15 protein-coding genes are annotated in these 13,243 nt (G+C 61.0%); 1 reads left to right on the forward strand and 14 read right to left on the reverse strand.

What is annotated here, in order from left to right:
- The first annotated feature begins 81 nt into the window (after nt 1-81).
- Nucleotides 82-489 (forward strand): MerR family transcriptional regulator, encoded by a 408-nt coding sequence (locus tag AC1RDQ_RS26095; protein ID WP_492588506.1) that lies wholly within the window; start codon nt 82-84, stop codon nt 487-489.
- A 72-nt stretch (nt 490-561) separates the two neighbouring features.
- Here the strand turns inward: AC1RDQ_RS26095 and AC1RDQ_RS26100 are convergent, their stop codons facing one another.
- The 14 genes from AC1RDQ_RS26100 to AC1RDQ_RS26165 form a co-directional block, all read right to left on the reverse strand.
- Entirely contained in the window at nt 562-1,356 is a 795-nt protein-coding gene (locus tag AC1RDQ_RS26100) for a DNA adenine methylase (RefSeq protein ID WP_492588507.1), read from the reverse strand.
- 202 nt (nt 1,357-1,558) lie between these two features.
- Entirely contained in the window at nt 1,559-2,593 is a 1,035-nt protein-coding gene (locus AC1RDQ_RS26105) for a phage late control D family protein (RefSeq protein ID WP_492588508.1), read from the reverse strand.
- Between the two features lie 52 nt (nt 2,594-2,645).
- The gene (locus tag AC1RDQ_RS26110) at nt 2,646-2,852 is read right to left on the reverse strand and encodes a tail protein X (RefSeq protein ID WP_492588509.1); all 207 of its coding nucleotides are present in this window, start codon (nt 2,850-2,852) and stop codon (nt 2,646-2,648) included.
- On the reverse strand, nt 2,827-3,684 hold the full coding sequence (locus tag AC1RDQ_RS26115; protein ID WP_492588510.1) for a phage tail protein: 858 nt from the start codon (nt 3,682-3,684) through the stop codon (nt 2,827-2,829). Before AC1RDQ_RS26115 ends, AC1RDQ_RS26110 begins: the two co-directional genes overlap by 26 nt.
- A gap of 9 nt (nt 3,685-3,693) precedes the next feature.
- A complete protein-coding gene (locus AC1RDQ_RS26120) occupies nt 3,694-6,039 on the reverse strand; it encodes a phage tail tape measure protein (RefSeq protein WP_492588511.1) in 2,346 nt (781 codons plus the stop codon).
- Between the two features lie 140 nt (nt 6,040-6,179).
- A complete protein-coding gene (locus AC1RDQ_RS26125; RefSeq protein WP_008020753.1) occupies nt 6,180-6,488 on the reverse strand; it encodes a phage tail assembly protein in 309 nt (102 codons plus the stop codon).
- An 11-nt stretch (nt 6,489-6,499) separates the two neighbouring features.
- A complete protein-coding gene (locus AC1RDQ_RS26130) occupies nt 6,500-7,003 on the reverse strand; it encodes a phage major tail tube protein (RefSeq protein ID WP_322617139.1) in 504 nt (167 codons plus the stop codon).
- A 12-nt stretch (nt 7,004-7,015) separates the two neighbouring features.
- Nucleotides 7,016-8,179, reverse strand: coding sequence for a phage tail sheath subtilisin-like domain-containing protein (locus AC1RDQ_RS26135; RefSeq protein ID WP_407516829.1), 1,164 nt, complete (start codon nt 8,177-8,179; stop codon nt 7,016-7,018).
- Nucleotides 8,180-8,275: 96 nt separating this feature from the next.
- Nucleotides 8,276-8,863 (reverse strand): hypothetical protein, encoded by a 588-nt coding sequence (locus AC1RDQ_RS26140; RefSeq protein ID WP_492588512.1) that lies wholly within the window; start codon nt 8,861-8,863, stop codon nt 8,276-8,278.
- Nucleotides 8,863-11,172, reverse strand: a complete 2,310-nt coding sequence (locus AC1RDQ_RS26145) for a phage tail-collar fiber domain-containing protein (RefSeq protein WP_492588513.1) — start codon at nt 11,170-11,172, stop codon at nt 8,863-8,865. The genes AC1RDQ_RS26140 and AC1RDQ_RS26145 overlap by 1 nt, the downstream gene beginning before the upstream one ends.
- Nucleotides 11,165-11,776: a phage tail protein I gene (locus tag AC1RDQ_RS26150; protein ID WP_492588514.1), complete on the reverse strand. Its 612-nt coding sequence runs from the start codon at nt 11,774-11,776 to the stop codon at nt 11,165-11,167. The genes AC1RDQ_RS26145 and AC1RDQ_RS26150 overlap by 8 nt, the downstream gene beginning before the upstream one ends.
- A 1-nt stretch (nt 11,777) precedes the next feature.
- Nucleotides 11,778-12,656 carry a baseplate assembly protein gene (locus tag AC1RDQ_RS26155; RefSeq protein ID WP_492588515.1) on the reverse strand — a complete coding sequence of 293 codons (879 nt, stop codon included), beginning with the start codon at nt 12,654-12,656 and terminating at the stop codon, nt 11,778-11,780.
- Nucleotides 12,653-12,979 carry a GPW/gp25 family protein gene (locus AC1RDQ_RS26160; protein ID WP_043302559.1) on the reverse strand — a complete coding sequence of 109 codons (327 nt, stop codon included), beginning with the start codon at nt 12,977-12,979 and terminating at the stop codon, nt 12,653-12,655. The genes AC1RDQ_RS26155 and AC1RDQ_RS26160 overlap by 4 nt, the downstream gene beginning before the upstream one ends.
- Before the next feature lie 13 nt (nt 12,980-12,992).
- Nucleotides 12,993-13,214: a hypothetical protein gene (locus tag AC1RDQ_RS26165; protein WP_492588516.1), complete on the reverse strand. Its 222-nt coding sequence runs from the start codon at nt 13,212-13,214 to the stop codon at nt 12,993-12,995.
- Between the last annotated feature and the right edge of the window lie 29 nt (nt 13,215-13,243).

Raw genomic sequence — 13,243 nt, forward strand, 5'->3', positions numbered from 1 at the left:
GTGGTTAGTGTGCGCGCACGGATTTGCTTATCGCCTGATCTGGGTAGAATGAGGGTTCTAGCGACTATAAGGTCAAGCGAAATGAATGCGGCCACATACACGGTTGGCGCCCTGGCAAAAGCGACCGATACCAAAGCGGTAACCATCCGTTATTACGAACAACTGGGGCTGTTGCCCTCAGCCGGCAGATCGCCATCAGGCTATCGTTTCTACACCGATGAGGGGCGCGACCGACTTTTGTTCATCCGCCGCAGTCGTTCACTCGGATTCAGCCTGGATGACGTTCGTGAATTATTGGGCTTTGCTGATCGACGTGATGCTTCCTGTGCCGGGGTAGACGCAAAGGTCGAAGGACAATTGGAGCAGGTGCGAATGCGTATTCGCGACTTGCAGGGTCTGGAGACTGAACTGGAGCGTCTGACCGTCTGTTGTCAGGGTGGTGTGATCGAGCAATGCCGCATCATTGAATCATTGTCGAAACGTGATTAGGACGGAAGTGGATTATTTTCCGAGTGGCGCGATTCAAATTCTTTCAAATGTCCGCAGTCGAAAGCAGACATTTCAAAACAGGCCTCCCAACGCTGCTGGCTCCCAGTTCATGATCACCAGTTCACCGCTGACTTCGGCCTTGCCTTGGCGCTGGTTGGCTGTGGTATAGCGGATATCCAGCGTCTCGAAATGAAAACCCTCGAACACCCGGCGGATTTCCGGGTGATCGTTGATACTGACCATCACCCTACCCTTGCAGCGGCGCATAAAGTCGGCCATGCGTTCGTAGTTCTCAAACGGAAAATCCACCCCATAGCCTGCGGTCTGCCAGTACGGCGGATCCATGTAGTGGAAGGTATGGGCGCGGTCGTACCGCTCGGCACATTCCAGCCAAGGCAGATTCTCGACGTAGGTGCCGGACAGGCGTTGCCAAGCGGCCGAAAGATTTTCCTCGATGCGCAACAGGTTGATCGACGGGGTGGTGGTCGCGGTACCGAAAGTCTGCCCGGAGACCTTACCGGCGAAGGCATGGTGCTGCAGGTAGAAGAAACGGGCGGCGCGCTGGATGTCGGTGAGGGTTTCGACGCGGGTCATCTTCTGCCATTCAAACACTTGCCGGGAACTCAGCGCCCACTTGAACTGGCGCACAAACTCTTCGAGGTGGTTTTGCACCACGCGGTACAGGGTCACCAGGTCGCCGTTGATGTCGTTGAGCACTTCGACGGGCGCGGCCTGCGGGCGCATGAAGTAGAGCGCAGCGCCGCCGGCAAAGACTTCGACATAGCATTCGTGGGGCGGGAAGAGCGGGATGAGACGATCGGCCAGGCGGCGTTTGCCGCCCATCCAAGGGATGATGGGTGAAGACATGGATAGCAAGACCTTTACTGTATAAATAAACAGGTGCTAGGCTCGCTCTGCTTTGTGCACAGAGCAGGAGCCTTGGCGGGACTTGCAGGGACAATCTGCGGGGACAGTGGCCAGCCTGGATGTTGACGCAACCAGTCTGGCCGCTCCTTTTAATTCCGTGTTAAACCTTCTTTGACCTGGGGCGACTCACACGCCCGGGCAATCAATCGGCTACTTCAAGCACTTCTTTCTGCGGCTTGCCTGACGCCTTGGCTTTGCCCTCCTTGCCTCCATTGCATTCTACGGACACGGTCCACCCGGATTGAGTGAACGTGTGATCCACCGACTCCACCAGGTACTCACCATCGAGCCCACGCTTGAAGCCTTGCGCCTTGATCATGCTTTCGGCAAACAGGTCGGTACGCCCGGGCAGATCCAGACGTACCGAGGCGGTGGAACGATTGAACGCCGCCAGACGCGCCTTCGCGGCCTCATCAGCGGCTGTTCTGTCCGGGTAGAGATGGCGGTCGGTGTGCACCGGCGGCAAGCCTTCCGGCACATTGGGGTTGTCCAGGTGCGAGATCAGCAGCTCTCCACTGGCGGGGTCCTGATACTGAGTGCTTACGCCTTGGTGGGTGCTGCGGTCGCTCAAGCGAAACTGCCAGCGGGTCACATCATTGCGCTGCAGGGTGATCACAGCCAAGGCCTTGCCGCTCGCGCTTTGCCCGCCCTGTCGCGGTAGGACCAGCAGCTTGCCATCGGCCACCTTGGCGGTGCAGTCGTGCTTCTTGGCCAGGCGGGTGATGAAATTGAAGTCGGATTCATTGAGCTGGTCCATGCGCGGCACCCGTGTGTTGACCGGGCACGATGGCTGCCAGCCATTGCGCGCGGCCACGTCACCGACGATCTGCGCCAGGCTGACGTCCTCCCAACTGCCGCTGCGCGTGGTCTTGCCGCTGCCGCGCATGTCGCTGGCCTTGCCGCTGATCACCAACGTGTCTGGCGGGCCGGAAACCGCCACCTCGTCCACGGTGTAGCGGCCCATGCGCGTCAGGTCGGCGCCGGCATAACCCAGGTAGACCTCGATGCTCGCGCCACGCACGGGCAGCGACACCGCGCCGTCACGGTCATCAATGCGCAGCTCAAACGAATCCGAAGCCATCCCGGGCCGATCGGATAACTGCAGCGACACCAGCCGATCATTGATCAAGGTGGTGATGTCGGCACCGTCGGCGACGATGCGAAATAGCGGTTGCATGTCGGCACTCCAGACAAGAAAAAGCCCGCACGCGGCGGGCTGGGTAACGGGATCAATCCCACAGTGAAATCACGCTGTCAGTCTCCACCACCAGGTCCGGCAGCGTGATCAGTACGCCGGCCCGGAACGGCTGCGGCTCATCGGCCAGGCCCTGATTGGCGGCCAACACCGCCTCGACGCTGCGGTTCAGGTGGCCGTAATAGTGGTGGCACAGGGTATCGAGCAGATCCCCATCAGCCGTTCTGCAAGTTATCGCCATAACGGACAAACTCCAATGAAAAGCCCTGCTTGCGCGGGATCGCCCCGGGCAGCAACGCGCTTTGTTCCTCGTCGATATTGGTCAGGCACCAGTTGCCCAGCACTTCGCCGTAACCGGTGGTGAGGTTCAGCGGTAGCAACTTGGCACCGATGCTGCGCAGCCTATCCAGCTGCTTCAGCCCACCTTTAAAGCTCGGGTAGATCGCGCCCTTGATGGTGATTTTTTCCTCACCCAGGCCCACCGCCTGCTGAGCCGGGCGCCGGGTCAGACGTTCCTGCGCGGCCCAGCGAAACGACGTCTGCCGTCGCAGCTCATCAAACGCCGCGGTGTCCAGATTGAAGTAGTACGGCCGCTCATTGGCTTTCAGCGGGTAGAGGATCAGCAAATGCGGGAATGGCTTCACCGCATCGGGAATCGGCGACATGTCGCCGGCAAACCATTCCGTGGGGAATATGTTGCCCAGCGTGGCATTGGCCTTGCCGGCGACCTTGTTGAACGCCGCGCCAAAGCGGCCAATCTGCTCAGTCAACGCGGAAAAGTGCTCATCAAATTGAGACAGGGCGCGCTGGGTCTGGTTGTAGTAGCTGGCCACCTTGCCGATCTTGGCCTGCGCCGAGTTAATTGCACTTTGCAGACGGCGGGTCTTGTCGCTCAGGTCCTCGCTGAGAAAGGGCAAGCCTTCCAGCGCATCGGCCGCCCCGCTGATTTCATTGAGCGCGCCATTCATGGGTCCGGTCATTGACTCGATGTCCGTGCGGCCGGCTTCACCGGCGTCGACCATGTACTTCAGGCCACCCTGCAAGTGCTCCAGGTAGTTTTTTTCATCCGCCATAACACTTCCTTAGCCCACATGGGGCGCATCAAACAACTGGCGGTCACGTGCCTCCCGGGCGAAGTCGTCAAACTGGCGCCGCAGGTACGGCATCATTTCCTGAACGAACTGCGCCGGGTCTTTCACATCGCCCTGTACCTGAAAAACCGGGGCCGGGGCGAAGGTGAATTGCTGATCGACCTTCGGCCATTCGGGAGTCTTGGCTGCGGTGCTCGACATCAATGCCGCCGCCGTGACCGGCGCGGCGGGGGCGTTTTCCATGGCACGCACGACCGCGCCCACCCCTTGGCCGGCGGCCATGGGTAAGATGCCGATCGGTGCTTTGGTCGGCGTGTCCGGCCCGCCAAACAAGGCCTTGCCCATGGTCGCGCCCACGTCACCGCCTCCCCACGCGCCGAGCGCGCCACCGATCATTCCGCCTATCGCGGTTCCGAGCAGCGGAATGAACGACCCGATGGCCGCGCCGACCGCTGCACCTGCCAAGCCACCGGCTAGGCCACCTGCCGCCTCGCCGTAGCCTTCGACCTTCTCATCGCGCGTGGTCGCGTTCTGGTAAGTGTCCACCACCTGGAAGCCGGCAGCGGCCACCGCCAGCGCCCCGCCCGCTTTCATGCCACGGGACATCCGACTTGCAGGGCCTTTGCCCTTTCCGCCCTTCCCGTCTTTGCTGTGATCCAGCCCATCGTCATCGCCGTCATTCGCGTTGGTCACGAATACCCGCTGGACGATGTTGGACCGGTCGCCGGCCGAACCACGGGCGATATTCACCAACCCCCGCCCGATCTTCAGCGCGGCCCAGGCCTTGCCCAGCACCAGCGCTCCAGCAGTGAGTGCAGCCAGGCCCAGCACCGCCTTGGGCGTCTCCTCAGACAAGGCGGTCAAGCCACGGGCTGCCGCGCCAATGCCGGTGGCCAGCGCATCTGTCGCCGGACGCAAGGCATCCCCGATCGCTCGCAGCGAATCGTTGAACGCCTGACCGGTTTCGGCCCAGCGTTGTGACGAGGCCTCGCGCCGTTCACTCAGGTTTTTGTCGAGTATGTCTTTGCGCTGACCGTTGGGGTCCGAAGCGTCCCTTTTCAGGTCCGCATACAGTTTTTTGTTCTGGGTGTACGCCATCAGCGCGGTCTTGACCTGCATGTCGGCAAACACGTCACCAGTGCGCAGGGTCGCGGCCAGGGCATCGGCCATCGCTTGCGCCTTGGCCGGGTCGGTCTCCTGGTTGATTTTGGTCAGGCCCTGATCCAGCTGTTTGGCCTTTTTCGGATCGGTCTTTTCCACATACCGGCGAGCCAGTTCAAAACTGGCTTCAAAGGTCGACAGGCCCTTGCCAATGGCGGCGTTCATCGAGCCCTGATAGTCGATCCCGGCATCGGCATAACCTTTGACCGTTTCCCCCGATCCGATTTTCGCAATCCAGTTTTTCAGGTTGTTCGCCGCCTCATCGGCACTGCCGGCGCTCTTGATCTGCACCTGCAGCATGGCGCCCAACTGAGTCACCGCGTCCTGACCGGTGATGCCGCTGCTGGCCATCTGCGCCAGCAGTTCCGGAAACCATTTGGCCATGTCGGCCGCCTCGAAGCTGCCTTGCTGGCCCAGCAGCGCCACCGATGCCAGGGCCTGTTCCATGCTCTTGGGGTCAGTGAGCTTGGCGTTGTTTTGCATCGCCAGAATCATCTTCGCCGTGTCGGTGCCCGACGCGCCCTGCCCGACTGCAAACTTGGCAGCCACCGGAGCGTACTTCAGCGCTTGGGTCAGATCCATGCCTCCACCGACCAGCTGGTTCACCAGCTCGGCCACCTGGGTGTTAGCCATGCCAGTGTCTTTCGAAGTCTGCACAATGTCGCGGGCGGTGTTCACTTCCTGTTGAGTATTGGCGGTACCGGACTTGATCGCGATGTCACGAATGATCGCCTGAAAGTCTGCGCTGACCTTGGTCGGTACAGCGGCCAGCGTCGTACCCGCCACCGCCGTGCCGATTCCACTGCGCAGGCTTTCTTGCCCCTCCTGCACCTGCTCCATGCCTTTGGCCTTGAACTCGGCACTGCGCACCACCTTGCCCAGCGCCAGGTACTCCTGACGCAGGCGGCCGACTTCGACCCCCTGCTTGCGCAGGCTGCTGGTGTTAGTTTCCAGTTTGCGCAGCAAGGCATCGGAGTTGGCCGTCCCGCTGTCGTGAGCCTTTTTCCATTCATCGCGCAGACGCATGGTCTCGCCGATGACTTTCTGCAAGCCCTTGGCACGGGTGGTTTGCGCCTCGAGCTTTTTCATTTCGCCGCTGACGTTCTTAAAGGCGGCGCCGAGCGAAGAATCGACGGCGCCACCAATCACCAGCCCGAGCGAGAGTTTGTTCGCCATGCTTATCACCTACGTGCGACGGGTGGGCTCAATCCGTGAGCCACCAGACCATCTCGGAAAACGACAGCCCCTGAATCTCGGCCGCCGAAAAATTCAGCTCGACAGCCAGGCGTTTGGCCAGAGCCTTTTGCAGGCGGGGGTTAAACCCCGTCGTCTGCTCCCAGACGAAAATAGGCGGTCTGCAAACGACGGTAATCGCGCATCAGCAGCCCCTCCAGATCCGCACGGCCGATGCTCGCCAGGCTGCAGAATAAAACCATCTCCTGTTCTTCTTCGTTGCTACCGCCCTGCAGGGTGGCAGCGCGCATCTCGCGCACCGTCGGCTCGCGCAGGGTCAGCTTGTCGACCTTGATGCCATTGGCCTCGCTCGGTTTGGATAAGATGACGGTGGCGATGCCATCGCCCAGTTGCAGCCACTTGGGCAGAACATTGTCTTTTGCGTTACTCATGGTGGTGCTCCTTACATGCCTAGGGCAGACCGCACGGCGGCCAGTTGGTCGACGCCATCGATGACGCGGATCGAGTTGAGGGGATCGATTTCAAACATCACGCTGCCGTCGATCTCCAGCTTGTAATAGGTCACGGCGACGGCGTATTTGAACTCGCCTTTTTCACCCGGTTTCCAATCCCCCGGATCGACTTCCTTGAGGCTGCCCCGCAGGGTGGCGACCACCGACTTGACCACACCTTTCTGGCCCTTAAAGGCTCCGCGGAACGAGGCGTTGAACCCGGTCAGGTCGGACTGACCAAAGAACTTCAGCACTTCACGACGCACGCCGTTGGTGAGGAAGCTGGCTTCCAGCTTCTCCATCCCCATGTCGAGTTCCACCGCCGCATCCATGCCGCCCGCGCGGTACTCATCGGTTTTGAGGGTCAGCTTGGGCAGGGTCAGGCTCGGGACATCGCCTTGCAGGCTGATGCCGTCCACGAACAGGTTGGTGTTGTAGAGCACTTCCGGAATCATAGAGCGGCCTCCTTAGGCAGCGGTGTCCAGCACTTCAGTGATCCACTGATCGGTCACCTCCACGCGGAAGTTCGGGTTTTCGGCCGGAGGCACATCGGTGAACCGGATGTTCCAGTACACCTTGCCGTCGCTGAGTTCGCTGGAGGTGTTCAGCTCTTCGTCGGCATAGACCTCAAAGTTGATGATCGCGCCCTGATTCTTCAGGTCGCGCATGAACGCCTGCAGGCCTTCGGTCACGTCCTTGACGTAGGTCGCGGTGATCGAGCGGTCGACGGCCCACTTGTGCGCGTAGAGGATGGCGTCCATGACGATATCCAGCGTGCGCACGCGGGTGACGAACTTCCATTTCGGGTCACTGGACAGTGTGCGGTTGCCCCACAGCCGGTACCCGTCATCACGGATGATCGTGGTGATGTTTGCGTTGTTCAGCACGTTGGCCCGGCAGGACGCATCGCCGTCGAGAAACTCGATCGGCCGCGTGGTGCCGGTGATGCCGACAAACTCCTTGTTCGACGGCGAGGCCCAGAAACCGTAAGTGGCATCGGTCCAGGCAAACAGGCCGGCGGTCCAGGCCGAAGCCGGTGCGTTGACGGTAGCGCTGGTTCCGGTGTCCCAGAACTGCACGCCCGGGTCGACCATGTACGCGTGTTTGCTGCCGAAGTTTTCGGCATAGGCGATCGCCGCTTCGTCGGTGGTGTTCGGCCCGTCGAGGATGGCCATGGCGCGCATCTTGTCGCCCAGCGCCACCAGCTCGGTGGCCACCGCCAACGTTGCCGAGTACCCCGGCGTCACCAACAACCGTGGCTGGGCGTTGAACTTGCTTTTACCGTTGAGCAACGCCTGCATGCCGGTCCGGCTACCATCGGCCCAAACGCCACCGATGATCGCTGACAGCTGCTCAGCCGGATCCTCCAACACCGGCACACCGACGGCGACAATCACCGCCTTGGACCGCTTGAAAATGGCCTTGCAGTCCTGGGTGATTGCCGCATCCGGGCCCCAGGCGGCGACTGCTTCGCTTTCGCGGGTGATCAGCAGCAGTTCGTTAGCGGCAGCCGTGGCCGGCGGCCCCACGGTGAAGGTGTTGCACAGGCCGATGATCGACGCAGACGGGGTGGCGATATGCCGGGCGCCGGTGTCCACCAGGGTCACGGTGACGCCGTGAAAGAAACTCATAGAGTGATGCTCCAGAAACGAAAAAGCCCCGCATAAGCGAGGCTGTGAGTGACGTGACGCGTAACGGAAAAGAAAACGCCCCGGTAATGCGGGGCGTCAGGATGCGGTGCGGGTCTGCCCATCCGGCTTTAGTGGCCGTTTATCAATGCCTGGAAAGTCAGGCGAAGTTGGCCAAGCCCGCAGTTCATTACGGTAGGTGCGCCAGGCCAGCTCCGTGTTGAGCGCGGCCGGGTCGGCATCCAGATGCTTGTCGATCTCTCTGCCAGCCCAGTGCAGTTCGTTTTCGATCCATGACTTTTCTCGGCGGCTCTGAAGCGCCAGGTCGCGTGCGGCATCGAGCGCCCAAACGATACCATCCCAGACATAGGCCGCACTCGGTCGAGGCAAGGTCGTCAGCTCGGCCGGCAGTTCACCAGGCATCGAATGCGTCACCTCGGTACCATCAGTGGTGCGGTAAGCCACCCCACGGTAGTCGGGCACGACACCCCATGCATCCTGCTGCCTAACGACCACCTGTTGTTCCGAAGCTTGTGGTGGTTCATCCAGCGTTGCGCCAGCCGGGAGACCGCAGCCACTGCTCACATAGATTTCGTGTTGGCCGAGGTATTCACCAGTGGTTTCGCTGAACGTGTAAACCTCGATCCACCCACTCTCATCAAAAAAACCATTCACTAAAGTAGTCATCAATACATCCTGCAGATGTAGTTGTAAGCCACGTTGCGCATGCGGGTTTCCGTACTCACACGGGCGACGGCTGAAGGATTGAAAGTTACAGACATGTTGCCCGTTGTACTGACTCGTGGTGCAGCGGGTATATCACTCGTCATGTAACCAGTAGCCGTAAATACGCCGGTCGCGGTATTCACCAGCAACATCGAATCATCGTCCTGTAGCCTGAGTTCACCCGTCATGTTTTGTAGCGTGTCGAGTTGAAGGCTCAACACGGCGCGCCCAGAGTCGGGGTCGATTCCACGCCCGCCATCCAGACCACGAATCGACTCGGCGCGCATGTCTGGCAGGAAGCCGCTGGGATACACGGCGGCCAATGCCGGGTACCACTCGATATTGAACGGCTGCCCCCCCATCAAAACGCATTTGTCGGGTGGCGTAGCGGTTGGCCATGGAAACGGCACGCCGATAGGGACGGCAAATATGGAAGCAGGATCAAAATTGCTTTCGGTCCAGATCTTCCCGAAGTCGGATGCATCAACCTGTAAACCCACGTCGCTCGAGGCGGGTCGATAACCAATGTAGACCTTATTCGACTCCTGACCCGCGCCACCGCCTTGCTGCACGGGAGTGAAACCCAGTGCCGCCTGGTACGCAGCAGGGTCAAAGTTGCTAGTGTTCCAACCCGTTACCCACTCACTGAATTCATATCCCTCTGGGGTCTGAACTGCGCCTCGGGTATAGGTTGTACCGGAGTTATAGCTGGTGATTTGTTGCCAAAGGGTGTCTTGACTGACTGCAACCAGCATGGGGGAGAATTGTCCGCCGGCAGGCATGTTCAGGCTGGTGTTCACCCGGTAAATGCCCACAGTGGTGATTGTGTTTAGATCAGTGCCGTCGGGAAGGACAATCCCCCCGTGACCGATACCATAAGCACCCGTGAGCAATACACGGCCTGGCGTGTCATCTTGGGGGTAGATTTGTTTAACCAGATTGGTTGAGTCCCATATGCTTTCCCATTCGCCCCAAACACCGGCAGTCAAGGCCCGGCGGTGTAGGGTGTGGTCGGCATTCCCATAAATCTCCTGGAAGGCGTATTGACCTGGTGTAATCGCCGAAACGCGAACCCAACCCTCATAGATCCCGCCACCTGGCCCCCCTATGCCATTGCTGATGAAATAGAGGGCCGTCTCCGCGTTCAAGCCACCGATGTCAACATCACTGACCGCATAGGCGGGCCCGCCCCAGCCGAACGCTCCGACCTTCATCAGCGCATCAGGCGTTTCATCGTGCAGATGGACCTGCACAGCAGCGGTCGCGGCGGTGCCCAGCCCGAGGTTATTCCGAGCCTCGACCACATCCGCAACATCGCCCAGGTTTTCGCTGACCGCCATTGCATCGGTGATGCCGTAGCCGGCCAAGGTGGTCGGGTTGGTGCCAGCGATCACACGCCCAAGGGCATCGACGGTGACACTGCGAAACGTGCCCACACCGCCCCCACTGCCACCCGCGATCATTTCAAACTGCAAACCGGTGGTGCCGAGGGTGATCGGCGCGTCGGTGACCAACTGCCAGAGGCTGTCGCCGTTGTTCGTGCCCTGCTCGACGTGGATAAACAACCCGGGGGTCACTTCCTGGCTGTTGTCGGCATCGGCAGCCCGCGTCCAACCTTCGGCACTGACGACATAGACACCGTTGTTCTGGGTCTCTGCCTGGGCGGTCACCAGCACGCGATCACCGGCGGCCACGGCCACGTCATCGATGGTCTGCACATTGCTCAGGGTGATGGGAATCGTGGCCGCCACCCGCGCTGACTGTTTGTGATCCAGCTTGGCCAGCGCCTCACTGATCGCCAGGTCGACGTATTCACGCGTGGCCAGCACCACCGCCGGGTCAATCTTCAGCACGATGTTCGCCGAGCTGCTGACGATGAAATTCATCCGCACGACCTGGGTTTTGCCACTGCCCTGGTCCAGCAATGGTTTATAGCTCGGCGCGCAGTTGGCCACCGCCACCAGATCACCGTCGACATCGTACAGGCCGATCTCGCGAATCCACTCACCGCCCACTTCCGGCGGAATAATCTGCTCAGTGATCACCGTGTTGGGATTGGCCGGATCGACCCGGATCTGGTTGATCGGCGCCCGGCGCCATTCGTTGATCAGCTGGGTCTGCAGGCGATCGGGAATCGGGTCAGTGCCGTTGGCATCCCCCAAGCCCATCTCGGTGAACATCCAGTCCAGCCCCATGGCGATGGCATTGGCGTGCTTGGCTTCACCGACCGCCGTGAGAATGGCAAAAAACTGACTGGTTTTATCAATCATAGGGATAAACGTCCAAAGTATCGGTTTCATCGACGCAGAGCGCCGGGCCAAAAGAGCCGGTCACGTCGATATCTTGCGGAGCCGGCGGGTACACGTCGATCTCTTCGCCCTCTTGCACGCACACGGCAATGCCCAGCGCCCCCTCGGTCTGCAGACTGAGCGCCAGGTTGGTCATGTGCCGGCTGACTGGGCGGGCGTCGTCGATCAACCACGCCAGTTCCTCGTACAATTCCTCGGTGATGCCGGCGTCATTCAACCCCACCTCCAGAGCGAACGTGCCGGGCACGCCTTCCGGCACGGTGTCGAACCACTCGACCACGTCGATCAGATAGCCCAAGGGCTCGACCACCCGACGCAATGCACCGATGGTGCCTTTACGTGCATGCACGTCGTACGCCGAACGGATGGCCGTGCGCTTGGCCTCCTGGGTCCAGTTGTTGTTCCAGCGGTCCACCGACCAGGCCGACGCCAGATACGGCAACAGGTGTTCAGGGCAGGTATCGGCGTTGTACAAACTGCGCAGCGGAATCAGTGTGTTTTCATAGTTGGCCGCTTCCACAGCCAGCTCCAGCGGCGTGCTGTTGAGCGGCAACTGACTGCTCATGTCAGGCCCCCAGCGTCACGGTGTAGCCGGTGCAGTAGGCTGCCTCGGCCTTGCTCGGTTTGATGTCAGTCCAGCCCAGCAGCTCAACCCGGGCTATCCCGGGAACGTGCAATTGCGCATCGATCCCCGAGCGCGCCACTTCGAGACCCAGGCGGCGGCGCGGGTTGATCCACTCGCTCAGGCGTTTCTGGCTTTCGGCCAGGTAGGCTTCGTTTTCCGGCCCCGGTGCCTGCGGGTACAGCACCGCTTCAATGTGGTAGTCGATGACCACAGCGCTCTGCACCGTGAGGCGGTCGGCCACCGGCCGCACGTCTTCGTCATTGAGGTGCAGCCGGACCTCTTCCAGCAGTTCCGGCGAGGCGGCGCCGCTGCCCTCCAGGCTGAGCACGGTGACCACTACCACGGCCGGAGACGGACTTTCCGCCGTGGCATCGGCCACCAAACCCGAGGCGTTGCGCGCGTGCAGGATGTAGCTGTTACGCGGTCCAGCCGTGGTCAGCCCCTCATACGACAGCTGCACCCGCTCACGCAGGGCATCGTCCTCTTCGAGCACCTGCGGCGTCGGCGGCACCGTGCTCGGATCTCCCGCCTGAATCACCAGACGCTGCAGGTTGACGTTGGCGGCCAGGTGATCGAGGTCGGCCCGCTCGGCATGGGCCAAGAGCAAGGCCTTGCCCGCGTCGTTGACCCGCGCCCGGTTCTGCAAGGCGCCATACGCGGCCTGCTCGATCAGCTTGAGCACCGGGTCGCTTTCGAGCTCCGCACTCCAGTTATCGCCCATGCTCAGGCGGAAGGCTTCCAGCTTCTCCTGGTAGACCACTTCAAAGTCGAGGTCTTCGAGCACTTGCGGCGGCGGCAGGGCCGCCAGTTCCATGGTCATGCGGACACCTCCAAAGTCACGTCGCTGCCCAGGTACTGCCCGGTCAGCTCAAAGGTGATACGCCCGTCGAGAATGGCCACGGCGCGCACCCGGCCGAGTTTCAACCGTGGCTCCCAACGCCCGAGCGTGCTGGCCACCTCCGCCTGCACCGCACTTTTCCAGCCGTCATTGACCGGCAGGTCGACAAAGCGCCGCAGCTTGCTGCCGTACTCCGGGCGCATGCGCCGGCTGCCCAAGGGTGTGGACAAGATGTCCTCGATGGATTGGCGCAGGTGATCGAGGCCGGAAATGAGTTGGCCGGTGCGGCGGTCCAGTCCGATCATCCCAATCATGGGATCAGCCCTCGACCGCGACAAAATCCTTGCGGCCACGCAAATACTCGAGCGCGACCGTGTCATCCGAGGCCACCGCGACCTGACCTCTTTCGACTTTCAAGGTGCGCTCGGCGTCCAGCAGGACCAGCACCCGCGAGGTGTACAGCGTGTCGCGAAAGACGCTCAGCGTGGCCGGCGCGGGCGTCTCACTGGCGGCTGATACTTCCTTGGTTTTGCTTGTCATGGATTTACTCCAGGTATAAAAAAACCCGC

It is taken from the genome of Pseudomonas sp. GW823-FHT02E01 (genome assembly GCF_058797535.1).